The 26,027-nt window shown below is 36.5% G+C and carries 25 protein-coding genes and 1 tRNA gene; 17 read left to right on the top strand and 9 right to left on the bottom strand.

The genetic code is table 11. The features are described 5' to 3' along the window. Window positions 1-174: 174 nt before the first annotated feature. Complete coding sequence (locus ACF3OC_RS12385) at window positions 175-1,287, top strand: DUF3800 domain-containing protein (protein ID WP_094258814.1); 1,113 nt, start codon at window positions 175-177, stop codon at window positions 1,285-1,287. A 703-nt stretch (window positions 1,288-1,990) separates the two neighbouring features. Here the strand turns inward: ACF3OC_RS12385 and ACF3OC_RS12380 are convergent. From ACF3OC_RS12380 to ACF3OC_RS12370, 3 genes are all read right to left on the bottom strand, one after another. Next, a complete protein-coding gene (locus ACF3OC_RS12380; RefSeq protein ID WP_094258813.1) occupies window positions 1,991-2,500 on the bottom strand; it encodes a hypothetical protein in 510 nt (169 codons plus the stop codon). Window positions 2,501-2,579: 79 nt separating this feature from the next. Continuing rightward, a tRNA-His gene (locus ACF3OC_RS12375) sits at window positions 2,580-2,653 on the bottom strand. A gap of 163 nt (window positions 2,654-2,816) precedes the next feature. Beyond that, window positions 2,817-4,415 (bottom strand): serine hydrolase, encoded by a 1,599-nt coding sequence (locus ACF3OC_RS12370; RefSeq protein WP_318271599.1) that lies wholly within the window; start codon window positions 4,413-4,415, stop codon window positions 2,817-2,819. A gap of 362 nt (window positions 4,416-4,777) precedes the next feature. On the opposite strand from ACF3OC_RS12370, the gene ACF3OC_RS12365 reads away from it, so the two are divergent. After that, complete coding sequence (locus ACF3OC_RS12365; protein ID WP_094258812.1) at window positions 4,778-5,119, top strand: four-helix bundle copper-binding protein; 342 nt, start codon at window positions 4,778-4,780, stop codon at window positions 5,117-5,119. Between the two features lie 178 nt (window positions 5,120-5,297). Next, entirely contained in the window at window positions 5,298-5,717 is a 420-nt protein-coding gene (locus ACF3OC_RS12360) for a hypothetical protein (protein WP_094258811.1), read from the top strand. On the opposite strand, the gene ACF3OC_RS12355 is transcribed toward ACF3OC_RS12360, so the two are convergent. After that, window positions 5,714-7,189, bottom strand: coding sequence for a PLP-dependent aminotransferase family protein (locus tag ACF3OC_RS12355; RefSeq protein WP_094258810.1), 1,476 nt, complete (start codon window positions 7,187-7,189; stop codon window positions 5,714-5,716). The two genes, ACF3OC_RS12360 and ACF3OC_RS12355, sit on opposite strands and share 4 nt — an antisense overlap. Window positions 7,190-7,253: 64 nt before the next feature. On the opposite strand from ACF3OC_RS12355, the gene ACF3OC_RS12350 reads away from it, so the two are divergent. Genes ACF3OC_RS12350 through bioA form a run of 5 tightly spaced genes read left to right on the top strand, consistent with a single transcriptional unit; the run spans window position 7,254 to window position 11,841 of the window. Beyond that, window positions 7,254-7,865, top strand: a complete 612-nt coding sequence (locus ACF3OC_RS12350; RefSeq protein ID WP_094258809.1) for a hypothetical protein — start codon at window positions 7,254-7,256, stop codon at window positions 7,863-7,865. Continuing rightward, the gene (locus ACF3OC_RS12345) at window positions 7,855-8,973 is read left to right on the top strand and encodes a pyridoxal phosphate-dependent aminotransferase family protein (RefSeq protein WP_094258808.1); all 1,119 of its coding nucleotides are present in this window, start codon (window positions 7,855-7,857) and stop codon (window positions 8,971-8,973) included. Before ACF3OC_RS12350 ends, ACF3OC_RS12345 begins: the two co-directional genes overlap by 11 nt. Further along, entirely contained in the window at window positions 8,966-9,583 is a 618-nt protein-coding gene (gene bioD, locus ACF3OC_RS12340; RefSeq protein ID WP_094258807.1) for a dethiobiotin synthase, read from the top strand. Before ACF3OC_RS12345 ends, bioD begins: the two co-directional genes overlap by 8 nt. 3 nt (window positions 9,584-9,586) lie before the next feature. Continuing rightward, window positions 9,587-10,585 (top strand): biotin synthase BioB, encoded by a 999-nt coding sequence (gene bioB / locus ACF3OC_RS12335; RefSeq protein WP_094258806.1) that lies wholly within the window; start codon window positions 9,587-9,589, stop codon window positions 10,583-10,585. Next, window positions 10,567-11,841 carry an adenosylmethionine--8-amino-7-oxononanoate transaminase gene (gene bioA / locus ACF3OC_RS12330; RefSeq protein WP_094258805.1) on the top strand — a complete coding sequence of 425 codons (1,275 nt, stop codon included), beginning with the start codon at window positions 10,567-10,569 and terminating at the stop codon, window positions 11,839-11,841. Before bioB ends, bioA begins: the two co-directional genes overlap by 19 nt. 75 nt (window positions 11,842-11,916) lie before the next feature. Here bioA and ACF3OC_RS12325 read toward each other — a convergent pair whose 3' ends face one another. Continuing rightward, window positions 11,917-12,816, bottom strand: coding sequence for an SH3 domain-containing protein (locus tag ACF3OC_RS12325; protein ID WP_094258804.1), 900 nt, complete (start codon window positions 12,814-12,816; stop codon window positions 11,917-11,919). A 303-nt stretch (window positions 12,817-13,119) separates the two neighbouring features. Between ACF3OC_RS12325 and ACF3OC_RS12320 the strand changes: the two genes are divergently transcribed. From ACF3OC_RS12320 to ACF3OC_RS12300, 5 genes are all read left to right on the top strand, one after another. Next, entirely contained in the window at window positions 13,120-16,299 is a 3,180-nt protein-coding gene (locus ACF3OC_RS12320) for a SusC/RagA family TonB-linked outer membrane protein (protein WP_094258803.1), read from the top strand. Between the two features lie 10 nt (window positions 16,300-16,309). Then, window positions 16,310-17,848, top strand: a complete 1,539-nt coding sequence (locus ACF3OC_RS12315) for a SusD/RagB family nutrient-binding outer membrane lipoprotein (protein ID WP_094258827.1) — start codon at window positions 16,310-16,312, stop codon at window positions 17,846-17,848. A 176-nt stretch (window positions 17,849-18,024) separates the two neighbouring features. Then, window positions 18,025-18,357 carry a helix-turn-helix transcriptional regulator gene (locus tag ACF3OC_RS12310; RefSeq protein ID WP_094258802.1) on the top strand — a complete coding sequence of 111 codons (333 nt, stop codon included), beginning with the start codon at window positions 18,025-18,027 and terminating at the stop codon, window positions 18,355-18,357. A gap of 58 nt (window positions 18,358-18,415) precedes the next feature. After that, window positions 18,416-18,889 (top strand): DUF6428 family protein, encoded by a 474-nt coding sequence (locus tag ACF3OC_RS12305; protein WP_094258801.1) that lies wholly within the window; start codon window positions 18,416-18,418, stop codon window positions 18,887-18,889. Next, complete coding sequence (locus tag ACF3OC_RS12300; RefSeq protein ID WP_318271598.1) at window positions 18,889-19,518, top strand: protein-tyrosine-phosphatase; 630 nt, start codon at window positions 18,889-18,891, stop codon at window positions 19,516-19,518. Before ACF3OC_RS12305 ends, ACF3OC_RS12300 begins: the two co-directional genes overlap by 1 nt. Here ACF3OC_RS12300 and ACF3OC_RS12295 read toward each other — a convergent pair. Next, entirely contained in the window at window positions 19,508-20,305 is a 798-nt protein-coding gene (locus ACF3OC_RS12295; protein WP_094258800.1) for a bifunctional 2-polyprenyl-6-hydroxyphenol methylase/3-demethylubiquinol 3-O-methyltransferase UbiG, read from the bottom strand. The two genes, ACF3OC_RS12300 and ACF3OC_RS12295, sit on opposite strands and share 11 nt — an antisense overlap. Window positions 20,306-20,308: 3 nt before the next feature. Next, window positions 20,309-21,376: an endonuclease/exonuclease/phosphatase family protein gene (locus ACF3OC_RS12290; RefSeq protein ID WP_094258799.1), complete on the bottom strand. Its 1,068-nt coding sequence runs from the start codon at window positions 21,374-21,376 to the stop codon at window positions 20,309-20,311. Window positions 21,377-21,499: 123 nt separating this feature from the next. On the opposite strand from ACF3OC_RS12290, the gene ACF3OC_RS12285 reads away from it, so the two are divergent. Continuing rightward, window positions 21,500-21,835, top strand: coding sequence for a phosphoribosylpyrophosphate synthetase (locus tag ACF3OC_RS12285; protein ID WP_094258825.1), 336 nt, complete (start codon window positions 21,500-21,502; stop codon window positions 21,833-21,835). A 4-nt stretch (window positions 21,836-21,839) separates the two neighbouring features. On the opposite strand, the gene ACF3OC_RS12280 is transcribed toward ACF3OC_RS12285, so the two are convergent. Continuing rightward, window positions 21,840-22,466, bottom strand: a complete 627-nt coding sequence (locus ACF3OC_RS12280; RefSeq protein ID WP_094258798.1) for a metalloregulator ArsR/SmtB family transcription factor — start codon at window positions 22,464-22,466, stop codon at window positions 21,840-21,842. A 264-nt stretch (window positions 22,467-22,730) separates the two neighbouring features. On the opposite strand from ACF3OC_RS12280, the gene ACF3OC_RS12275 reads away from it, so the two are divergent. Together ACF3OC_RS12275 and ACF3OC_RS12270 are read left to right on the top strand one after the other, a co-directional pair. Continuing rightward, window positions 22,731-22,994 carry a hypothetical protein gene (locus ACF3OC_RS12275; RefSeq protein ID WP_094258796.1) on the top strand — a complete coding sequence of 88 codons (264 nt, stop codon included), beginning with the start codon at window positions 22,731-22,733 and terminating at the stop codon, window positions 22,992-22,994. 393 nt (window positions 22,995-23,387) lie between these two features. Next, window positions 23,388-23,918, top strand: coding sequence for a GNAT family N-acetyltransferase (locus ACF3OC_RS12270; protein ID WP_094258795.1), 531 nt, complete (start codon window positions 23,388-23,390; stop codon window positions 23,916-23,918). 211 nt (window positions 23,919-24,129) lie between these two features. On the opposite strand, the gene ACF3OC_RS12265 is transcribed toward ACF3OC_RS12270, so the two are convergent. Next, window positions 24,130-24,882, bottom strand: coding sequence for a class I SAM-dependent methyltransferase (locus ACF3OC_RS12265; protein ID WP_094258794.1), 753 nt, complete (start codon window positions 24,880-24,882; stop codon window positions 24,130-24,132). Window positions 24,883-25,565: 683 nt separating this feature from the next. Here ACF3OC_RS12265 and ACF3OC_RS12260 point away from each other — a divergent pair. Beyond that, window positions 25,566-25,991, top strand: coding sequence for a hypothetical protein (locus ACF3OC_RS12260; protein ID WP_392469295.1), 426 nt, complete (start codon window positions 25,566-25,568; stop codon window positions 25,989-25,991). Window positions 25,992-26,027 lie beyond the last annotated feature (36 nt).

Genomic DNA, 26,027 nt, shown 5'->3' with positions numbered 1-26,027 from the left:
TTCTAATAATTGAGATAATTTCATAATAAATTACATTTAAGGTTAATCATGTCCTAATTTATGTATAAAAATTATAAAATTAACATTCATCCTAAATACAAAGAATAAAATGATAAAGTTTATAAAAATTAAAAATTTTAGTAATATTATATAAAAAACCAATTACACCTTATTATGAGTATTATAATTTCAAACCAAAATGACAACAAAATTGATGCAAATGAAGAAAAGTTACTTAAAAAGCATGAACAAATAATTCAGTTAACTGATAATATTAAGTCAAGTAATTTCGGAAGGCTTAAAGATAGAGTTGCGTTCATTTTAAGTTATTTTCCACAAGCAAGAAACTCTGACGCTGAGTTATCGTGGAATTATTGGAACTATTTTGAGAAAGAAGTTTTAGGTGATGGCGAACTTACAAAAGAGAAATTATTTAAACTGACCAAACAAACCTCTTTATCAAGAGCTAGGGCTAAGATTCAAAATGAATACAAATTGTTTCAAGCAGACCCTGAAGTCAAAAAATTTAGACGAAAGCTTAGAGAAGAGTTTAAAGAAGATAACCTTCAAGATAAACCCCATCAAGATAGCTTTTATGTTTATATGGATGAATCAGGTAAGACTAATGACTACTTAGTAATCGGTTCAATTTGGTTGTTTTCTTTTGGACCGACAATTCTACATAAACAAAAAGAACTTCTAGATTGGCGCAAATCTATTGGTTTAAATTATGAATTTCATTTCAAAGATTTAAATAAAAGTAACCTTGATAATTTTAAATTTTTTGTTAAAAAGTTTATTGGTTTAAACCCTGAAGTTAGTTTTAAAGGAATTGTTTTGAAGAGAAAAGGTATTTCAGACAATGATAAAGCTATTGAAGACTTAACTTCTCACTTACTGTATAAAGGAGTCCTACAAGAGGATAGTTCGAATAGGGCAAAATTACCACGTAATTTAACGTTAACTATTGATAGAGAGGAGGATGGAAGAGATAAATTAAAATTAGCGAATGTTAAAGAAAGGCTTCGGAGTCAGAAAATTAAAGGGTTGTACCTATTAAATTTTGTCGCAGAAGATTCTACTGGTAATGAATATATTCAAATGGCAGATCTCTTTTCAGCTTCCTTAAACCGTATGGTAAATTTTCCTGAAGGAAAAGGTCCTAAAGATGAATTTGCTAAGTATTTTTTCACTTTACTGAATTATGATATAAGTTTATTTACTGAAAACAATTATAATGAAAGTATTGAGAATTTTGATAATTCGAAAGTATTCAATTTGAATTAGAGTCGTCTTATTGATAAATGGTAATTGGAAATAAGGCATTCCACTCACCATTATAGGGGAATAAGATACGCCAATCCAAGATATAAATAATTGTGTACTTACACAATCTATTTATATTGCTTCGCAGTTTGTCATACTTATTACTTCTATAATGATTCGTTTCATAAAAGTTTCTTTGTCTATTAACTAGGTATTGCATACTTGGTTAAAATACAACAACTTTTAGAGTTTGGCCCGCCTACTGATCACTCAGGCTTCGATGTTGTCACTATTTTTGATATTCCAACCGCACAATCCGTTTTCAAAAATACCGCCAACAGTCTTCGTATACTTCGAGTATATCATTGAATCATGCTTGAATATTTCTCTTCAACGACTTTTGCTCAACTCGCAGTAGACGAGCAATACTTAATTCGTGCATTTTGATAGGACACGAAAATTTACATGAGGGTGTATTTGAGAAATTTGAGCCCAACACCTGTTTCTATATTCAAACTTATAATATAACTTATTGAAACACACGCGAGACAAGCCGTTTGTTTTTGTGCAATTTGAAAAGGCCTTTTTGATCTATTAATAGTCAATCTTTCTTTTAATCTTTAAATGAGATTTATTCAAAAACTAATTTTAATAAAATTAAAAATTAGGTAAATCAAAAATTTATAAGTCATAATATTTTTTAGACAATCAGCAGAAAAGACTTTTATATTCTGGGAAAAGCTTTAATCTGCTTCTTAATATTAATTTCAGAAAACTCATGTATGAAGTCCTTATCTATTTCTGGCCCCAATAGGGAGGTTAAGAAATATTTTCTATTATCAACAAGCATAATCTCCATGAAAAAAAATCCTTCTTCATAGCCAATAAAACTTCGACCCTTATGAAAATGTTGATGAGTACCTATAATCGTAATTTCTTTAATATTTTCCTTGCCAATGAATTCTGAATTTGCCTTAAAACCTTCTTTTGTTAATATTACTATTAAACCTGAATTATGCTGGTCATAATTTAAATAAATAATAAGTACAGGTAAGACATGTATAACAAAAAAAAATAAGGAAATTATTAGGATAATAAATCTCAAAAACTCTATTTCCTCATTTCGAAGGTAAAAAACTAAGATAAGTAGGGAAAATATGTATAATGCAGCATAATTCAATAGGTCTTGGAAGACAGCACAAGTATTTTTGGTTGATTTTGAAAAAGTTTTCATAATGTTATTTGTGCTTCTTAACTGATGATCATAATGGCTATTTACAAAAAAAGGAGGTCTTTTGGACCTCCTTTAACCGGGTAAGTAATGGGGCTCGAACCCACGACCCCTAGAACCACAATCTAGTGCTCTAACCAACTGAGCTATACCTACCGTGATTTTGTGATACAAAAGTAGGATTAATCTCTATATACTCCAAATGTTTTTGTTGGATTAATTGCTTTAAACTGCGAAAAAGCTCATTTCTAATGAGATATTTTTATTCTTGACAGGGAATTGATGCTTTCAAGCTGGTTATTGCTCTCCAAAATGCTAGTTATTTTCTTTTTAAATCCAAGTCATGAAAATCAAAGGAGAAATCAGTTGCTGGCGAAACGGCCATCATTTTAATGCTATTTGCTTTTCCTGTTTCATCGAGATTAAACATGACATACGAATCGGCGGTCATGCTGCGGTCATTCCAGGCTGCTACAAAGGTATTGCCTTGGTAATAATACATTTTCCCTTGCAATTGTGGCGACCTAGCGGACTTAAAGTATAGCTGTCCATTACGTTCCATGATTTCAATTTCACCAAACCATTGATCTTTATATTTACCTAGGTAAGGGGAGAAGTCGATTTTTTGTTTTTGAGACTTGATTTTTGCCCAAACCTTATCTGTGACTTCATCGGCTTCACCAGCAAATTTTTGCTCTCGTTCCTTTAACTCTTTGAGGCGATCGGTATTTTTGATGTCAAAGTAAAAGTCTTTTATCTGATTGGTAATGGTAGTAAAGGCATTTCCACTTTGTTGATTGGTCAGCACAATGATTCCCAACTTCAATTCAGGGATCATGGTGACTTGAGTAACCATTCCTCCAAGTCCGCCAGTATGTTCGGCAACGAAATAACCATTCTGATCACTAAGGAATAATCCAAGGCCATAGCCTCTAAAATGTGCATTATAAGGTCCTGTTCCAGGAATAACGGTTTGCAGGGTCATAATTTCCCGCAATCTATTTTCAGAAATCAATTGTTTCTCGAGGTTGCTGCCATATTTCCCTTTATTCAAGAGCATATTCACCCATTTGCTCATATCTTCAATACTGCTGTTGATACCACCGGCAGCATTGGTGGTTTCGCTGAGGAATCGAGCGATGGTAATGAGTTTACCATCCAATGGAACATGGGCATCAATAACATTGTCTTTGGATTTCATCCGACTCAGGGAGGCCGCACTATTGGTCATATTTAATGGAGCCATGATTTTTTGTTCAATAAAATCCTCCCAAGAAAGGCCTGATGCTCTTTTCAACACTTCACCGGCAACAATATAGAGCAGGTTATCATAGTCAAATTTAGTTCTGAAGCTAGAAACGGGTTTAAGGTATCTGAGGTTATGGATGACTTCTTCGGTATTGAAGTTTGCAGAATCTGGCCAGAACATAAGGTCACCCGCACCGAGACCTAGGCCAGAGCGATGAGTAAGCAGATCGCGAATGGTAAATTCAGAGGTTACATAAGGATCATACATTTTAAACTCGGGGATAAAATCCGTCACTTTACTATCCCAGGTAAGTTTGCCTTCATCCATCATCATTCCCAAGGCAAAAGCCGTGAAAACTTTGCTGTTTGAGGCAATGGCGAATGCAGTTTGATTATCTACCGGTTGTTTGCTGTTGATGGACCTGAGTCCATATCCTTTTTGATGAATTACTTTTCCATCTTTAATAATGCCGAGGGATATGCCTGGGACATTAAAAGCAGTCATTGTTTTTTGGACCAATTCGTCCAAGTTTTTCTCAGGCATTTCCTGCGCTATGGAATGAATAGACAGGAGACTTGTCAGAAAAAGAAAAGCAAGACCTTTAAATACATTATTGATCATATTCATAATATTAGGAGTTAATTGAGTTTCAGCGTAATTTTTCATCATTAGCTGGTATAAAGTATAATAAATTTACAGTGTATTTTGAGGATTCAAAAGGAAATTGAATTGAAATTTTTAGGAAGGAAAAATAGGGGAAGGTTGGGGGTATTTGTTAGGGTTGTCTCATTTAGGCAAAAATTAATCTAAGGTATTTTTAATCTGAAAATTGGTTAAATTTTCTTTTAATTTTTATATTCTTTAGAAAGATATTCTAATTTCTTGTAATTTATTTAATACAAAGCCTTTGTTTTCCTTATAATTCATATTAAAATGAACGATTGCCTATTGAAAAGTGTTAACTTAACGGTTGTTAATAAGATTGAATTAACTTCCATTAAAACATCATTAACAATAAGAAAGGAAATCACATGGATCAAGAACAATTAATTAAAGCCTGTATTGAAGCCTGTCAAAAGTGTTCAATTGCCTGTTTAGAATGTGCACAAGCCTGTTTAAGAGAATCTGATCTTGAAATGTTACGAAAATGTATACAGACAGATTTGGAATGTGCTGAGATTTGTGAGTCCACTTATAAGTTATTGTTGATGAGGAGTTCAGCGTATATGGGAATTGTAAAAATTTGTATGGATATTTGTAATTCCTGCGCTGAGGAGTGCGAGAAACATGCCACACATGGAATGGAGCATTGTCGGGAATGTGCAGAAGCATGTCGTTCATGTACTGCGAGCTGTGAAGCATTATTGGCTTAACGTATGTAATTTGTTGGGAGGATTTTATCTGAGGTATGACTTCAGATAATTTAATAAATTAATAATCTGAAATTTCAATTCTCTTTTTAGAGATTCGGTATATTGAAACCAATTAAATATTGATAATCATTGGGTTATCAATGAAGATAATAGATTTGTTAACTTAAATTGTGAGGCTATGGTTACAAAAAACATATTAGTAGATTCCGCATTGATAGGTACCGTCCACTTTTATGCCTATGTATTTAATACAGATAATGCGACCATAGGGTTTGGTTTATTTCCGAATAATGGACCGAGACCGATATTTTACCTATTAAATCCTATTGGGAATAAGATTACACTACATTTTGATGAAGAGCTAATTTTGAAAATTTGTCAACAGAGTCGGTTTTCCACCCATGAGCGCCGGATGTTGTTTCGGGAATTCTTGGATTATGCTACAAAAATGGAGAAGAAAGCTGCTCAATTGGTTTTTAGAGAAACCAAGATGAATTATCTAGCAGATTCTCGGGAGATGGTAAAATACAAGCGCATGTATGTCCATTATAAGGACCCTTGTGCAAATACGGAGAATATTAATCTGTTTGCGGGTTAATATTTTGCCCTTTGGTAGCTTTTTTTAAGTATTGCTACGGACTTGGTCATTTCTTCGGGACTGAGATTTCCGAAGCCTAATCTCATTGCTTGGACGTTTTTTTGTTGGTATAAAAGAGTTTTGGGAATAAAGAGGTTGTTTTGAGATGCAATTTGACTGAGTTTGAGTAAACTGAATGTTTCTTTCCATTGTATCCAAAATGCAAGTCCGCCAGTAGGAATTTGAAAATCTATTGCCTCTGCGAGTTCCAGCTCAAGTAATTCTGCCATTAAGTCTCTTCTTTCCTTATATACTTTTCTAGATTTCTTTAAATGACGATGGATAGCTCCTTCTTCAATCATTTCGCCTAAGGCTTGTTCCATTAAGATGTCCCCTTGACGATCGATAATTCCGAGATGTTTTCTCATTTCTATCATTAAATTTTCTGGAGCGACCATAAAACTGGTTCTGAACCCGGGAGCTAAGGATTTACCGAAAGAACCCACATATATAATCATTCCATCTTGATCAGAAGTTGCCATTGGCAATAGCGGCTGTTTGTCAAATTGAAAATCATAATCATGGTCATCCTCTACAATAATAAATCCATATTGAGTGGCTAATTGGAGGATTCGCATTCTTTTATGCGCACTTAAGCTGACAGTTGTGGGGTAATGATGATGTGGAGTAATATACAGCATGCGTATTTTTTGTTTCCTACATAAGTCTTCCAGGGCATCCACATCAATGCCATCCGATTCAATAGGGATGGTTTTAATCTTACTTCCAGATTTTTGAAAGATCATATTCGCAGCGAAATAACTTAAATCTGCGACAACTACGGTATCCTCAGCAGACAGTAGGATCTCTGCGATAATATATAAGCTCATTTCAACACTTCGGCTGATCAATAAGTTATTTTTTTTGATTTTCAGAGCTCTGGAGCTTTGCAAGTAATTCAGCATTTGCTCTTTGAAATATTCGCTACCTTCTTGGTTGTAGTAACCCATTTTAGAGCGGTTACTTTTTCTTTTCATGTTCGAGCTGTAGAAGCGGGATAAATCTTCAAATTGGGTAAGGCGAATATCAGGAGTTCCGTCGTTCAGGATGAATTCACAATTTGTATGTTCAAAGGGGCTGTCCAGGAGAATGGACTGTTTAAAGCTGTATCCGGTTTGTTTAGGATAGTGAAAAGTTTTGGTCTCTTTTTGGTTTTGAAGCGGGAGTAGGGAGGCGATAAAAGTACCTTTATTCGGTTTTATTTCGACCCAACCTTGAGCGAATAATTCATCATAAACCGCTGTAATGGTATTTCTATGTACGTTAAGTAACTCGCTTAGTGCTCTAGTTCCTAATAATTTAGTCCCTGGGCTAATTTTACCTTGGGATATGGCCTGAATAAATTGATTTGCGATTTGCAGGTAGATGGGAGTATTAGTATCCCGTTGGATTTGAATGAAACTTTTAAATGGAATGTTATCCGGACTATTCATATTCTTAAAACTGGCACCTATGTACCTACCGGCAAGGTAGTACTTTTGGTCGAAATTGAAAAATATGAAATCTGTCTTAGCAAAAATAATCGAGGAACCTGTTCTACATGCAAAATGGTTAAATACGCTTTCTTTTATGGAGAATGCGGGGGCTCGGAAAATATCTGCCTGTGAGGATTCCCAAAAAACCGACTTGATTCAATTAAAACATGCTGCTGAAGAACATCGGCATGCGTATTATTTGAAAAAGCAGATTGGGAAGTTGACTGATTCAGGGTTTGAATATTATGCAGAGGATAGTTTGATTGGTGGGAAATCATCCATTCAATACTTACATAGATTGGATGTACAAACTTGTCGCTTTTTAATGAAAGAATTCAAATTGAGCGGTGCAGCATTGAAATATGCGGCTTATCTTTTTGTGACTTATGCCATTGAAGTTAGGGCGGATGAGCTCTATCCAATATATCAAGAATGCTTAACGGAAGCAGGGTCCAAGGTGATGGTGAAATCCATTATTTTGGAGGAGGAAGGGCATTTGGAGGAAATGATTCATCAGCTACAATCCTTTCATCCATCCTGGAATTTATACGCCGATGCGATCATAGAAATTGAGAATAAATTATTTGAGGACTGGATTGAATCTGTTTTTAACGAGGTAAAAGATGTTGCCTGATTTGTTTTCTGATCTTCAGCAAGAACTTGATGATCGGGAAGAGAAGGGATTGTTAAGAACACTTTCCATAAATAAAGAGGGAATTGATTTTTGTTCGAATGATTACTTAGGATTTGCGCGGAGTCAAGATTTCAGGAGAAAATTATTGGCAAACCTACAGCATTCACCTCAAAGTCTTCAGGGCTCAACAGGGTCAAGATTAATTACAGGGAATTCTGTAGCATTGATGGAGCTTGAGGCTTATTTAGCTCAGGTGCATCAAGTAGAATCCGCCTTAATATTTCCGTCTGGATTTAATGCTAATTTATCCTTGTTTTCCGTTTTGCCGAAGAAGGAGGACACCTTGCTTTTAGACGAGAAAGTACATCGTTCGGTTTTTGAAGGTAGTCGTTTGTCCAATGCCAAGCGATGGAAATTTCGTCATAATGATTTAAATCATTTGGAGGAACTTTTGAAAAAATCCACTGGAAGAGTCTGGGTTGCTATTGAGAGTTTGTATTCCATGAATGGGGATTTTGCGGCTTTAGTGGAAATTGCGGGTTTATGTTCAAAGTATTCTGCGGCATTAATTGTCGATGAGGCCCATGCCATTGGCACCTTTGGATTAGGATTGGTGAATTATTATGGTCTGCAGGAACAAGTATTTGCGACTGTTGTTACTTATGGGAAGGCTATGGGACAGTCAGGGGCGGCGGTATTAGGTTCAAAAACCTTGATTCAGTATCTCATCAATTATTCTCCGAGTTTTATTTACAGTACCGGACTCCCAGATTTTCATGCCTTAGGCATTAGAAGTGCTTATGAATTTCTAGAGGAAAATGAATTTTTGAGAAAAGAATTGCAAAGAAAAATAAGAAAATTTCATCAGGATGAGAACAAAGAACTGAGGCAATGGTTAAGTCCGATTATACCTATTTATATTCAGGAAGAGCATAAATTAAGTCAAGCCCATAACTTTTTGAGAGAACAAGGAATTATAAGCTACCCTGTAAAGGCACCGACGGTGTCTAAAGAGGAGCAAATGTTAAGAGTTATTCTTCATTCGTTCAATACAGAAAGAGAGATAGATTTATTAAAGGCTTGCATATTAAAGATTCAAGATGAGTAAGAAATATTTTGTTACCGGCATTGGGACCTCCGTTGGAAAAACCATTGTTTCAGCGGTTTTGGTAAAGATGTGGAATGCTTCCTATTGGAAACCAATACAGTCTGGGGATTTAACGAGCAGTGATAGTATGATGATTAGTCAATTATTGGGATCTGATGTTGAGATATTTCCAGAGCGATTTCAATTGAGCTATCCGGCATCACCGCATTATTCAGCAGAGTTAGATGGGCAGGAAATCAAGATTAGTGATTTTAAGTTACCAGCGACCAGTGGGAATTTGATTGTGGAGGGGGCAGGAGGAATGTTTGTTCCCATAAATGATCAAGATTTTATTATAGATCTTTTGGAGTATTTGGAATTGCCGGTCATCTTGGTTTGTTCAGACTATTTAGGCAGTATCAATCATAGTTTACTTTCCTTTCACAGTTTAGCGGAGCGAGGTATTCCGGTTGAGTATATCGTATTAAATGGGGACTTCAAGGAGTCGAGCAGGCGGATAATCATCAAAAATAAACCAGTAGGCAGTAAAATTATAGAGATTCCGAGTTTGGAGACGATAGATTCAGAGGGGTTAAATAAAGCATTAGAAAAAATAAAAATAGAAGAATAAATTATGAAAGATAGTAAAGCACTGAGACATGATTGGACAAAGGAAGAGTTGTTGGCCATATATAATAAGCCATTATTAGAATTGGTTTATGAGGCAGCTACGGTTCATCGTCAATGGCATAATCCTGAGGAGGTTCAGATATCGACCTTATTATCTGTTAAGACGGGCGGATGTCCAGAGGATTGTTCCTATTGTGGTCAGGCGGCCAGATATCACACAGATATTAAAGTTCAGGCCTTATTACCTACAGAAACGGTCTTGGCGCATGCACAAAAGGCGAAGGATAGTGGTTCTTCCAGATTTTGTATGGCAGCGGCATGGCGTGAAGTTAGGGACAATCGGGATTTTGATCGGATTATTGAAATGGTACAAGGGGTCAATGAAATGGGGTTAGAGGTTTGTTGTACTTTGGGGATGCTGACTGAGGATCAGGCAAATCGACTACAGGAGGCAGGCCTATATGCATACAATCATAATTTAGATACCTCGGAGGAGTTTTACGATGAGATTATTTCGACGCGCAAGTTTGATAATCGTTTAGCGACGATCAATAATGTTAGGAAGGCAGGGATTACGGTTTGTTCAGGGGGGATTATTGGATTAGGGGAGAAGGATGCGGATCGGATTAGCATGTTGCGAACATTGGCGAATATGGAGAAGCATCCGGAGTCTGTTCCAATCAATGCCTTAGCGCGGGTTGCAGGGACACCATTAGCTGATTTGCCGAAAGTAGATGTTTGGGATATGGTCAGGATGATTGCCACGGCACGCATTGTATTACCATCTTCGATGGTTCGGTTAAGTGCTGGTCGGATTGAGATGACGGAAGTTGAGCAAGGCTGGTGTTTTATGGCTGGGGCGAACTCGATATTTACCGGAGAGCGTCAAACCTTATTGGTGACTCCGAATCCCGGTGTTGATGAGGATATGCAAATGTTGAAGAATTTGGGCTTAAAGCCGATGATGTTAAAGAAGGAGCGACTGTGCAGCACGAATGGATAGATCGGGATATCGCGGTTAATTGGCATCCCTATTCGCAGATGAAGACTAGTAAGCATATCCCTATTGTTCGGGGGAAAGATGCTTATTTATATGATATGGCCGGAAATCGCTATCTGGATATGGTAAGTTCCTGGTGGGTTACTTTACATGGCCATTCAAATTCGTATATTGCGGAGAAAGTTTATGAGCAGCTCACAACATTAGAGCAGGTCATATTTGCTGGTTTCACCCATGAACCGGCGATTAAGCTCTCAGAGCGGTTATTGAATCTATTGCCTTCCAATCAAAAGAAGGTTTTTTATTCTGACAATGGTTCCACTGCAGTTGAAGTGGCCTTAAAGATGTGTATTCAGTATGCATTCAATCAAGGGTTGAAGAAGAATAAGATTATTGCATTCAAGAATGGTTACCATGGGGATACATTTGGGGCGATGTCGGTTAGTGAACGCGGGACATGGACTGCTCCATTTGCAGAAATGTTATTTGATGTAATATTTATTGATGTTCCTACTTCGGAGAATTTAGCGGAGACAAAAAAAATCATTGCTAAGCATTCGGAAGAAATAGCTTGTTTTATTTATGAGCCATTGGTTCAAGGTGCGGGCGGAATGCTGATGCATGATGCTGCGCCACTTTCGGAATTGATGAAATTTTGTCGTTCTGAGGGAATCCTAATGATTCAGGATGAAGTATTTGTAGGTTTTGGCCGTACAGGGACTTTATTTGCTGCAGATCAACTGACAGAGCAGCCGGATGTGATGTGTTTTTCCAAAGGCCTAACTGGAGGGACCATGCCGATGGGGATAAGTACATGTACAGAAGAACTCTATCAGGCATTTTATTCGGATGAAAAGCGTTTGGCCTTATTTCACGGACATTCGTTTACTGCGAGTCCCATAGCATGTGCTGCATCATTGGCGAGTTTAGATTTGTTATTGCAGGAATCAACGTTGAAAAAAATTAGAGAAATTGAAGAATTTCATGCTAATTTCGCGCTTGAATTAGGAAAAACTAAAAATGCCCGGAATATCCGGCAGACAGGAACAATTCTAGCTTTTGATTGGGAGTCATCGAGTGAAACATCCTATTTTAATAAGTTGCAAGAAAAGCTTTTCGAGGAATTTATGGATAGGGGGATATTATTGAGGCCGATGGGGAATGTGTTGTATATTTTGCCTCCGTATTGTATTCAAGAAGAAGATTTAAGATATACGTATCAACAGATTTTGGAGTTATTGAATTTCAACAATATTTAAGAGACTATTTGATAATAGTAGTGTGACTAAAAAGGCTTGCTGAGGAAACTCAAGCAAGCCGATTTTGTTTATATACTATTTTAACGACCTTTCTGCTATTTTTTGAAACGTATTTCCATTTTTTTGGAATGTTTCTTCTTTTATTTTTACCTGAAATTGGATCTCTTCATTAGAATCCAATTGATCTTCATCCGCTTCACCTTCTTCAATTCTTTTTATGATAATATCCTTACCTTTTTTATGTTGATTCGGATAAATTAGTTCTTCAGAATAATAAAATACACCCGCATCTGAAACAGAAGATGTTTTTGGCAAAGGAATAAAACCTTGATCATTCCAGGCTAATGCATGATATTCCGAAGCAATTCCACAGGCTTCGCCGAGGAATTTGATGCTGTAGATTCTTTTTGCATCCTCCAGTCCGGTGTTTTTTTGCAGTTCAGCAGTGGTGTAAGATTGTCCGCCTGGATAATAAGGAAAGCTATTTGTTGCCAATAGTTGTCGGTCTTTGTCTAATACTTTGGTTTCTACCCAGTAATAGTTTTCATTTACTTCATTTGATTTCCATGCGAAGCCATACATAAAGAGGTTATTGGAAGATTTATCATAAGTATGGCCTAAGCTCAATAAACCTAGCCAGATATACCCAGTTTTTAACTGGTTGTCCTTTTTATATTCAACCCTTTGCCAAGGAAGGTACATCCCCCGTAAGGACATTGGATTCAAACCGTCGTCATCTAAAAATTTAACCTCCGTACCTATAGAAATAGAATCTTTTAATTCACTTTTTGTACTGGGTTCCTTTCTGATATAGGCCATGTTTGCAAAGACCAGAGCGGTGCTATCTTTTTGGGTTAGGTAAAGATTGTATTCATCATTGACAACATAAGCGGCAGGTTCCTCCTGAGCGATAGCCTCGGAATGAAGCAGCGCAAATAGGGCAATCGTTGAAAATATTAAGGCTGTTAATCTCATAGGATAATAGAATAATAGAACAAAAGTAAGAAGAAAAAGGAGAGAATAAATAGCTGAAATCAGGTAGTTATGGTCATATTAATCTACTATATTCTTAATATCTACTAAAAAAGTATACTTTTTTCATTTTATTAATCTACTAATTAGGTAGATTTTATATATTTGCAGCAGAAATCAAGAATAATGTATAGAAGAGTCCTACAACACATTTCACGAATGCAACTAGGAGATAGGTAATTTAAGGAAGACTATCTCCAATAATTCAATTCCAATTTATTAATTAATCCATTTTAAATTATTTACATGAATAGAACGATATATTTTTATCTCGTTGGGCTGTTTATTGCCTTGAGTATAGGTCAAGTTCAGGCTCAGCATCTTATAAAGGGGAAAGTAATTGATGCCCAAAATCAAGCAATTGAGGGGGCGACTATTACGGAGAAAGCGACTCAGAAACAAACCCAGAGTAATTCATTAGGGGAATTCAGCTTGGATGCCAGTACGGCGAATCCACAGCTGACCGTAAGGTTTTTAGGTTTTCAGGAGAAAACCATAACGGTTTCGAGTTCAGGTTTTGTACAAATCCAATTAAGTCCAAGTGAAGATGTGTTAGAGGAAGTTGTGGTAACGGCGTTGGGTATTTCTAGAGAAAAGAAAGCATTGGGATATGCAGTTCAGGAGGTTAAATCTACGGAACTACAAACCCGGCCAACGAATGCAATGGCAGCCTTATCAGGAAAAGTAGCAGGCTTGCAGGTTGTTTCTGCCGGAGGAAATATGGGTGGATCAACCAGGACCTTGTTACGTGGTATCAATTCCATTGCCGGAAATAATCAGCCCTTATATGTTGTAGATGGGACACCCATTGATAATTCAGATTTGAACTCATCTTCGACGATCAATGGGTCAGCAGGAAAGGATGTTGGAAATATGATTCAGGATTTGAATCCAGATGATATTGAGAATATTTCAGTTTTAAAAGGACCGTCTGCAGCGGCATTATATGGATCAAGAGCTTCCAATGGGGTTATTTTAATTACTACAAAACGTGCAGGCAAAGGCGAACAGGTTAGCATTGATGTTAACAGTGGATTGGAGTTTGAAAATATAGTAAGGCTTCCCAAGCGTCAGCAACTATATGGGCAGGGATATAGTCCCGTATTTCAAACGGTCCAAATCGAAGGGAAGGAGTATAAGATTGTAGACTATGCAGCGGATGAAAGTTGGGGTCCAAAATTAGATGGAACAGCGGTTTTGCAATGGTACAATTTAAATCCAGAAGATGCTGCGGATTATTTGAATCCTTCGCCTTGGTTATATCCAGAGCATGATGTACATTATTTTTTTAATACCGGATTAGCCAATACGAATAATGTGGCGATCTCAGGAAATTCCGGAAATACGAATTATCGATTTTCATATACCAATAAGAATGTCAAGGGTACTGTACCTAATGCATCCTTAGGTCGGAATACCTTAAACTTTTCAGGGGGAACGAAATTAGGTCGTTTAAGTATCAATTCCAGCATCAATTACATTCACAATACCTCCCTTGGGAAGCCATGGACAGGAGCTTCAAATCGTAATATTATCTTGGAAGCCTATCAATGGGGCGCAGTTCAGGTGGATTATAAGCGATTAGAACAATATAAACGTGCAGATGGAACCCCATTAGCCTGGAACAGGACTGGATGGCAGAATACGCCGGCAGCTGAGGCGACTCGATTTATTGATAATCCATATTGGTCGGCTTATGAGAGTTATCTAGAAGAGAAAAGAGATCGCTTTTACGGTAATATAGGAGCTCAATATGAGGTTTCAGATTGGTTACAAATTGGGGCCAAGGTACATGGAGATATCTATCAATTTGGAACACAGGACCGCATTGCTGTTTATTCAAGGAGTGCTTCCCAATATGAGGAAACCAGCAATAAGTTGAATGAATACAATTATGAGTTTTTAGCGACTGCAAAAAAGAATTGGAACAACCTTTCATTGGTAGCCAATGCAGGGGCTAACTTAAGAGACCAAAATCGCAAAGTTGATTATGCGATTACACAAGGCGGATTAATTGTTCCTAATTATTATAACCTGAAGAATGCTTCAACGGTTAAGATAGAAAACTATACCTATAACCGTCGTATTGCTTCCTTATATGCCAGTGCATCATTAGGCTATCATGATCTATTATTTTTGGATGCGACTGTCCGCAATGATTGGTCATCGACCTTACCAAGTCATGCAAACTCCTTTATATATCCATCCTTTACAGGAAGCTTTGTGTTTTCTCAATTGCCTGGATTCTCGGCTCAAGACTGGTTGTCATTTGGAAAGGTTCGCTTAGGTTGGGCACAGGTAGGAAATGATACTGATCCTTATCAGTTAAATAAAGTTTATGATGTAGAGCAATCATTCGATGGCAAGCCATCCAATAAATTGCCATCTACCTTGAACAATGCGGATTTAAAACCCGAGATCACGAGTTCATGGGAAACAGGTTTGAGTTTGCAATTTTTCAGAAACCGTTTGGGATTGGATATAACCTACTATCATAATACTTCAAGGAACCAGATTTTACCAATTCCAGTATCCTCGTCATTTGGCTATGAGGCCAAGGTACTGAATGCCGGAAAGGTGGAGAACAAAGGGCTTGAAATTATCCTGAATGGTACTCCGGTACGTAATGAAAACTTCGAGTGGAACAGTAGTTTAAACTGGTCAAGAAATAAAAATAAGGTATTAAAGTTGGATGAACTTGTGAATACATTGACCTTGAGTTCATCATTAATCAATTTAGTAGCCCGAGAAGGACAACCATATGGCCAATTATTAGGATACGATTTTGTCTATGCTGATGGTCAGAGGGTAGTAAAAGAAGACGGGACATATTTAAGAACATCCCAGTTGGTTCCCCTAGGGTCGGTTCTTCCAGATTATTTGTTTGGTTTTCAAAACAGCTTTAGATACAAGAACTTAAGTTTTGGTTTTCTGATTGATGGTCGAGTTGGGGGAAGTTTTTATTCCCAAACCTATAATGTAGGAATGTACTCAGGGATTTTAGAAAGAACTGCAGAAAATAATGTTCGTGAGGATGGTTTGGTATTAGATGGCGTAAAAGCAGATGTTGTTTTCAATGCCGATGGAACCTATACAACGAGCAATATTCGTGAAAATGATACCCGAATTAGTGCTCAGCAATGGGGCCGTAATGAATCTAATGGTCCAACGACATTTTCAATATTCGATGGGACCTTTGTAAAACTTAGGGAAGTAACAGTAGGATATAATTTCCCATTGAATAATCCTAAGGTAGTCAAAGGAGTTCGATTATCAGCCTATGCACGTAATGTTTGGAATATTTATACCAAGAGTAAATATATCGATCCAGAGTTTGCGAATAGTAGTGGAAACGTTCAAGGTATAGAGGGTGGAAATATTCCTACGCCATTGACCTATGGTTTTAATGTTAACCTTAAATTTTAATACTAGCGAGATGAAAATAACACATATACTATATACGACATTTTTGGCCTTGAGTCTTATTTCATGTTCCAAGGAGACTTTAACAGAAATCAATATTGATCCGAACAGGCCTGCCAACGTTCCGACGCCGAGTTTATTTCTTTCGGCCGAGCGCCAATTGGTGAATGCATTGCGAAGTGAAAGTATTCATTTTAGGGGAGCACAATTGTTTTCACAATATTTTAGTCAGAATATATACACCGATCAATCTCGGTACCTGATATCAGCGTCCTATTCAGATGAGTATTGGACCAATACTTATAAGGCATTGAATAATTTGAATGAGATTATTTTATTGAATGCAGAAGAGGAAACAAAGGTTCAGGCACAAGCCAATGGAGCGGGATTAAATGCTACTCAAATTGCAATTTCACGGATTTTGAAATCCTTTGCTTTTCACTCCTTGACTGATGTATTTGGGGATATTCCATATGAATCCTATGGCAACAAGGATGCTGATTTTGAGGCATTGAAGAGGAATCCAGATATTTTAACTCCGAAATATGCATCACAGGAGAAAATCTATAAGGATATTTTGAATGAGTTGAAATCGGCAGCGGATACCTTGTCAAAATATAAATCGTCAAATACCTTCGGTGCTTCCGATATTATCTATCAGGGGAAGAACGAGAGTTGGTTTAAGTTTGCGAATTCATTAAGGTTGAGATTGGCCAATCGTATTTTGGCTAAAGATAGAGCATTTGCCACCCAACATATAGAAGATGCCTTAAAGAATGGGGTATTTACTTCCAATGCGGATAATGCGGGATTTACATTCTCTACCGCTTCGCCCTATGAGGCACCTTTATTTCGTGCTACGGTGACTGCCAACCGGAAAGATTTTGCAGTCTCGCATGTTCTAATTGAAACACTAAAAGGCGAGCGAGGTCCATTTAAGATTGCCGATCCGAGATTAAGTAAATATGCAAAGCCGAATAGTAAAAATATATATAAAGGACAGCCTTATGGATTGCCATTAGCGGCGGGGAACTTATTCCCACTGGATAGTATTTCTCTGCCTGGAGACCTTATCAACAAGGCAAATGCATTAGAAGTACTTCAGGAATATGCTGAGGTGGAGTTTTTAATATCAGAATATAAAGGTTGGGATCAGTCAAGTTATGAAAAAGGGGTAAAAGCATCCTTGGAGCGATGGGGAGTTTCAGGTTCAGAAGTTAATGCTTATTTGGAGAAATTACCAAAAGCAAATCAGGAAAATGTATTATCTCAAAAATATCTAGCGCAGTATGGGCAAGGTATAGAGGCTTGGACTGAAATTCGTAGAACCGGTTATCCATTGTTTTTGATAAAGAAAGGAGATGTGGTATGGCGAGGAAAAGTAGAAGGGAAAGAGGTTAGTTATACTTTTGTTCCTGAAATTGGGTCTGCCATTCCAAGTCGATTAGTCTACCCTTTAAAGGAACAGAGTACCAATAAAGCTAATTATCAATCTGCATTATCCAAGCAAGGGGATGATGTTCAGTTTACCAAGCTATGGTGGAATAAATAAGATATTTATTAGGTAACAATAGTTAGATACTTGTATTTGGCTATTAAAGAATGGTCATGAGAATTCATGGCCATTCTTATTTTTAGAAAAATGAATATTATCTGACAGAAAATGTTTTTAGAGTCTTTGGAAAAATAGATTATGTATCGTAATATTGCGATATATAATTTTAGGAAATGGGGATTACAAAGACAGAGATATTTACAGAGGACCAGAACAAGTTGGCCTTAGCATTCAAGGTATTGGGTCATCCTGCTCGGTTGGCGATTTTACAATATATTATTGACAAGAAAGCCTGTATTTGCAATGATTTAGTAGAAGAGCTTGGATTAGCCCAGGCGACTATATCCCAACACTTAAAAGAGTTAAAGACCTCGGGAATTATTCAAGGCTCAATTGAAGGCAAGTCAGTTTGTTATTGTATCAATTCAGAGGTTTGGAAGAATTTTCAGCGAGAGTTTAATAATTTTTTAAATCAGGATGTTGAAGTAAAAAGCTGTTGTTCATAGCTTTTTTTTGGAGTTTAACATCGTAATATTACAATGTATTAATTATAAATTTTATATCATGAGATTATCAGAAGTAAAATCAGCATTAAAGAAAGTTGATCGGGTAGATTTTCAATTAGAGGACGGTAGCTATGTTCCAGCACATTTTCATGTTACGGAAGTAGGAGAGATAAACAAGAAATTTATTGATTGCGGCGGAGTTATCCGTAATGAGCAGGTTGTAAATTTTCAGTTGTGGAATGCGGATGATGAGGATCATCGTTTAAAACCATCGAAGTTATTAAAGATCATTGAATTGTCGGAGGAGCAGTTGGGGATTGGAGATTTTGAGGTTGAAGTGGAGTATCAGGCAGATACTATTGGGAAGTATGATTTGGCCTTTAATGGACAAGATTTTCTCTTAGTGAATAAGAAAACAGCATGTTTGGCGGAGGATGCCTGTGGGATACCGGTAGAGAAACAAAAAAGAAATCTTGCGGAATTAAAGGTAAGTCAATCATCCTGTTGCCCGCCAAATTCAGGTTGTTGCTAATGAAAGAGGTACCTTCTATTAATGAGGCTTTAAATCAAGTAATCCATCACTTGGATTGGGAAAATATTGTAGAAGATCGCAAGGGTCTTCTACAATCCTTAATAGACTTTATTCAATCTCGGGTCAATGTCGGTTTATCGGTAGATTTGACTTTTATTTGCACGCATAATTCGCGTCGGAGTCATTTAGCGCAGGTTTGGGCATCAACGGCGGCATTATATTTCAAAATTCCCTCCGTACATTGTTATTCCGGGGGAACGGAGGTAACTGCTGTTTATCCGAAGATCTTAGAAACGTTGAAAGATCAAGGGTTCAGTATTGGAAGTCTGTCTGAGGGAGGAAATGCCAAATATTGGCTTAAGGCTTCTGGAAATTCAGTTCCGATGCTACTTTTTTCCAAGGAATATGATCATTTATATAATCCAAGTTCAGCCTATGGGGCGATTATGACCTGCTCTCACGCGGATGAAGGATGTCCTTTTATTACTGGAGCATTAAAGCGGATTTCCATAACTTATGAAGATCCAAAGGTATCAGATGGGACAGACTTGCAGGCTCAAGTTTATTCAGCGAGAAGTCTTCAAATAGCCCGGGAGATGTTTTATGTTTTTTCCAAAATTATTTACTAGCTACAATTGAATAAAGCATTGGGATTTTTCCTTCAAGGCTTTTGATTTGAAATTTTCCAGGTTCAAATTCCACTGTATTATTAAAGCAATTGTAAGGGGAATAATTGTATTCTTCAAAAGATTCGATTTTCAGTCCATTATTTAATAAACCTTGAAACACTTCAGCAAGAGGATGATTCCAAGAGATTTCTTTTGCTGAAATATTGGCATTTCGATCAGCATAGGTTCCTTCTTGTATTTCAATAATGGGTTCAATATTAAAGTAAGAATATTGAAATTTGCTGAAGTCATAATCGAACATCCACACAATGGGGTGAAATTCGACAAATACAAGTTTACCATTAGGTTTTAAGCATCTCTGTATGACTTGTGCCCAACGATTCAAATCAGGTAACCAGCCTATTGTACCATAACTTGTGTAAACGATATCGAATTTTTCATTCAATTCCTCAGGCGTATCATAGACATCTGCGCAAATAAATTCAGCATCGAGATTTAATTGCATATTCATTTCCTTTGCGACCTCGATGGCTTTGTCGGAGAGGTCGATACCCGTCACATGAGCACCTAATCGAGCGAGGGATAAAGTATCTTGACCAAAATGACATTGTAAATGCAAGATCTTTTTCGAGGTCACATCGCCGAGGAGTTCAATTTCGAGGGAGTTCAAGGAGCTTTTTCCAGCTAGAAATGCTGCATTATTATAGAACTCACTATCTACATGCGAGCTTGTTTTTTGATTCCAGAGCTGTTTGTTTATTTCTTTGTAATTATCCTGTTCGTTCATTATTTAAGGATTTTCAGAAGTGTCAGCGTTTCTTTTTTCTGCGGCCTCTTTCTTGTCTTGTTGATCAGCTTCTAATTGATTGTCTTCTTGTTGATCTTCAGCTTGTTCTTCAAACTGAATATGCACGAATATAGGAAAGTGATCGGAATTATAGTTGTCTAATTTTCGTAAATCTCGAAGTTTAAAATCAGCAGAAATAAAGGCATGATCCAATGGGAATTGTAGGAGAGGTTGTTTCGCATGGAAAGTATTATAAAATCCACGACCTCTTCTCGGGTCTAAAAGTGTACTCATCTTTAAGAACAATTCAGTCGTGTAACTCCAGGCGACATCATTCAGGTCACCAATCACCACAACAGGCAATTCACAATCCTTAGCTTTTTCAGCAACGATCAATAATTCTTTATCGCGTTCAGTAGAGCGTGGATTTTCATTCGGCACGGGAGGAGTTGGGTGTACCGCATAAACCTGGACCTTTTGACCAGAAGGAAGTTCTAGCTGACAATGAATACTTGGAATTTCATCCTCGACTAAATACTTAACCTGAGGATTCAGGATTTTGTATTTAGAATACAGCAACATCCCATAAGTATTGTCGATTGGCACTTTAACATGATATTTATAGTCCACTTCCAGGGATTGGGTTTGGCGGTCCCATTCATGGCTCGTTTCCAGAAGTAAGACTAGGTCAGGATCGTTTAAATGAATAACACTTAAGCAACCTTTATAATTGTCATTATCTTCATAGACATTGGATATCATGATTTTAAGGTTGTTTTTATCATCGATATTTTCGGCTTTGTAAACCTGTTTCTTACCTAATGGAGTAAATGGTAAGATTTGTTTGAGCAGATAAGCAATAATACCGATTATTAGAACGAGCAGGATCAACAGGGTTTTATTTTCGAAGTCAGCGTGAATGGCGTAGAGAATAACCCAGAGGGTAGAAAGGGCAAGTTTTTGAATTCGTGGGTATTCAAAGACCCGGAAAGTCCAATGGTCTTTGCGGATCAAGGGCAATGCTGTAAAGATGATTAATAAGCACCCAAAAATAATTAACGTAATTTCCATTATTTAATAATAAGGTAGGGAGGTCTTTTGTTTTGAATTGACTTTAATATGTCTATTATTTATTAATAAATGCTTAAATTTTCTTCAAATAATAATCGATTAAGGAATATCAAATCAAATATTATGGAACCAAGGAAAAGAAAGGCATACGATACGTTGAGTGAGGCTGTGAATGATCTACAAAGAATGGGCTACAATGAGGATTTTTTGATTCAGGAGGATGGGGAATGTTTATTTTGTGTTGGTCGGTCTATGGAGTTGTCTCCGGAGGAGTTTGTTATAGATGAGATTTACAGGTTTGAGGGGATGACGGATCCGGGGGATGAGAGCATTTTATTTGCGATTTCCTCGAAGGACAATTTGGTTAAGGGTTTGGTGATCAATAGTTTTGGGGCTGACTTTAGCTTCCGGTCATCGAGGTTGGTAGAGGAATTAAACCGTAGAAGTAGAAATCAATAATAATCTATTTCTTTTTTTCAATTTTGTAGACACAGCGGTTTTCATTAGCCAGAATATGTTTTATTCGGGTTACTTCTAATTCATTGCCTAATAGTGCTCTAAAATTTTTCAATTCTGCCCGACAAAATTGTTGACATTCAGTTGCAGCGGCGCAGATGGGGCAGTGGTTTTCTATGAAATAATAGGTCTGCCCATCTTTTTTCATTTCTGCCATATAACCTTCATCGGATCTAACTTGAACAAGTTTCTTAAGTTTCTCAGGTAAAGTTTTTGCAGCTTTTAAATGTTCTTCATATTTGAGGTATGCATTTTTTTCCCGGTCCGAGATCAGTAATTCGAGGGCATTTTCACCCAGTAATGATTTAATGGATTTTAGTAATTGGACGGTAATTTCCGAATGGTTATCCGGGAATTTTTCGAGACCAGATTGGCTTAAAGAATAATAGGTAAATGGTCTTCCGACCCCAGATTTTTTACATACGGATTGGATTAATCCTTCTTCGGAAAGTTTTAATAACTGTTGTCTTGCGCCTTCTTTTGTTATTCCTAACTCTTCAGCAATGCAGGATGCATCAATTTCTCCACGCATTTTGATTAGGTTCAAGATTTTATCAGCATTATTTTTTTTCATTAGGCAAGTGTTTACTTGTTTTATTATAGCAAATATAAGTAAAAAAGATCAATCAATATTTTCTAATCTCCATAGGAAAAATCTATAATAGGGATGATATTTGTGTTTATTGCAGTATTATCGCGTTTTTTGGGATTAGGAAAGGCTGTTTTGCTATTCCAATAAAACAAGTAACAGCTTGTTTTATTAAATTGAATTTTTAAATTTGTTATAGTAATCAAGAGCAGATTACAGAGATATTTTTCAATTACAATTAACCTTAACATGGAGAACTACATATTATCCTTTAGAGCCCCTTTAAAAGTATTATTACAGCGGCAACAAATATTTGAGAAATTAGGTCATGCCTTTCCTCAATTGGGTCCAATCTCGATTGATATGGATGATAAGCAATATTTAATCAATGTACATTCCCCTGGTCGATTGGAGAATGAGATTCAGAATACTTTATTGAGTTATGGTTTTCGTGTAGCTTTTTTACGCGCTGAGCAGTATAAGACGCTTGACCCTAAGGTCAAGATTGCTTAATATTTTTCATTTCTATTTGCCGAGGGGTTGACTAATTAGTCAACCCCTTTTATATTTTTTTGATTTTTTACAGGATGGTACAGGATGGATTGGCAAATGATTCTTATTAGATTTGGAATAGGGCATTGGTACTGCTTTAAAAATAAAACCTAAACTCAACCTTGGTGAAGGGTTATAGTTAAAATTAGGATGGGCCTAATCTAATTATAACCCCTTACTTTTAAACATCAACGAAATAAATAAAACAAATAATAAGATCATCATTAATTAAATTGGTTCATAAGGGTTATCAACACCCGTTTCTGTAAATTCCCCAAAGCCCTTTGGGGAATTTTTTTGTTATGATATAAGAGTAAGGACCGATTCAATTGGATAAAAAGATTATTTTTGGATATGTTAGAAGAACAATTTTCAGGATTTATATTCCGTAAGGCAGAGAAACAAGAGGCGGTAAGAATTTGGGATATCATGCAGGAAGCGATAGATAAGCGAAAAGAAGAGGGGAGTAGTCAATGGCAGGATGGGTATCCGAATTTAGAGGTTGTGAAACAAGATATTGAGCGTGGGTATGGCTATGTGAGTATTCATCCATCTGGTTTATTGACGGGTTATTTGGCTTTAATCTTTGATGGCGAGCCAGCGTACGAGGCGATTGCAGAACAATGGTTGACGAATCGTCCTTTTTCGGTAGTTCATCGGATTGCCGTTAGTCAAGAGGATTATGTCAAGGGGCAGGCCACCTGGATGTTAGAGCAAGCTGAGGCAGAAAGTTTAAAACAAGGATTTTTAAGTTTGAAAGTGGACACGAATTATGATAATACAGGTATGCTTCGAATATTAGAAAAGTTAGGATATGTGTATTGTGGAGATGTTTATTTTCGAGGAAGTGCTCGAAAGGCATTCGAAAAGAAGCTAGATGAGTAGATGGAGGACTGATTCATTTAGTATCCTGATTTCTATAAAATAATTAAGAGGTTCCTGGGAACCTCTTTTTTTTGGAAAACTCTTTTTTTGTCACCAAACCCAAAAAATAAACAGCATTATCTCTTATATGTTTTGGATAGAATAAAAAAATCCATGAATTCTTTCGGAATGAGTCATGGATTCTTTTTTCGGATTTTTCTTCTTTTCAAAATCAACTAGGAAGTTTACCTACTCTCATGATTATTTTCCAAGTAACAGGTTTAGCTTCATTTTCATCTTTCCAGAATGGCGCTAGTTCGTCTTTCAATTTTGCCAGCGGATTTTTTTCTTCTTTTTGAATATACCTTTGGGTTGCGGACCAACTGAGAAGATGTCCCAGGAAGTCCTGCAGCTTATATTTTTTACGGATATAGAATTCCGGCGGTTCAATTTCGCGGAAAGGGAAAGGGATTGTAGTATAACCTAGTTGTAGGAGTTTTATTTCAGAGGGCCAGTAAGGTCCGACTATTTTATCATGGAAATTTTGGGTGATTGGGTCTATATTTTTATCGACTTGAGGGACAGCATAAGCCCATACAGCAATGATTCCATCTTTTTTTAGGACTCTTTTTGCTGCGATATAGAATTTATCAATATCGAACCAGTGTATGGCTTGGGCTACGGTAATGATATCGACGGATTGATCGGGGAGACTTGGTTCTTCGGCTTTTTCTACTTTATAAGATACCTTATCATGATTAAAGGCATTTTTAATTTGCGCTTCGCTAGGGTCAGATGCATAGACTTTGTCGAAGAAATCAGCTAGATGGATGGCGGATTGACCATTTCCGGTTCCGCAATCCCAGGCCAATTGATGAGCAGGAGTTAAGCCGCTAAGATAATCATACAATTCGTGAGGGTATGAAGGTCTAAACTGAGCATAAATAGATGCTTGTTTAGAGAAGTTGTCGCTAAAAGTTGCCATATTACCTTATTTTTACATCTATTTGTCTCTTAAATTTACAAATAATTGATGAGCAAAAAGCTTTCCTGGATATATATTTTTGTAGGAAAATTCTGACAAAATAGCGGAATTGCTGGAGAGGTTTAATTTCGAATTATCAATAATGGTTAACTTAGGTATTCAATTCTATTAAAAAAATTTTGAGGAACGCATTTTAACTACCTAAGAAAATCATATTGGGCGGCCATCACGTTTTCGTGATGGCCTGTTCTTTTTAAGGAATTAACAATTACTTAATAATGTTCTGTAAAAATTTTATTCATTATGGCTTTGTATTGTTTAAATTTTAATTATTAAAAAATTTAAAATTAAGCTATCTCCTGTTGTTAATGAATTTTAAAAGGTTGATAATTAGGATGATTTATGGGTTAGGTTGTTTGAGTTTTATTGTAAAACAATAATTAAAAGATTTCATATTTATTAAAAAATTGATAAAAAATATGTTTTTATATTAAATTAATTTAAATATAGTTATTTTTGTATCGGTAATTTCTTTGGGTAATAATTAATATTTATTGCTTGTTTTCAAGAGTCTACGGCTTTTCAACGAGGTTTTGGTTGGGGGGTATTGATGATATTGGATCAAGCGAGGATGAACATGGAATTGGGGGGAGAAAGGATAAAAAAAATATAATTATTTAAATATGGAAATACCGAACAATACTCTGAAGACTCAAGATCTTGAGAAGAGGATGCAGGATATCGCGTCGAACTGTTTTACGACGGCGAAAAATCTTGAAAATTTAAGTTCTGAGCAACAACAACAACTTGTTGATTTGTTTGAGCGAATCAAGTACAAGGACATTATTGATCAAGGATTTTGGAGTTTAGGTGGTGGATTAACCCATTACAAGTTGACCTTAAATGAGATTAAGTTGACTTTATTAGAGGTTTTATCTTCACGCTCTGATGACAATGAGAGATTAATTCTCAAGGAGATCTTTCTGTTTCTAAACATTCTTGATGAGCCTAGTTTTTATCAGTTATTTGCTTTACGACAATTGATTCATTGTCCGGAGGAAATATTTGATGAGAAGATCAAAGATGTATCTGCAAATTATTTCGGATAAAATTTAAAACTATTGACATCGGCCATTAGGGTTGGC

The sequence above is a fragment of the Sphingobacterium cellulitidis genome, from assembly GCF_043187465.1.
Classification (GTDB): domain Bacteria; phylum Bacteroidota; class Bacteroidia; order Sphingobacteriales; family Sphingobacteriaceae; genus Sphingobacterium; species Sphingobacterium cellulitidis.
This window is presented reverse-complemented; position numbering and strand designations above follow the sequence as displayed.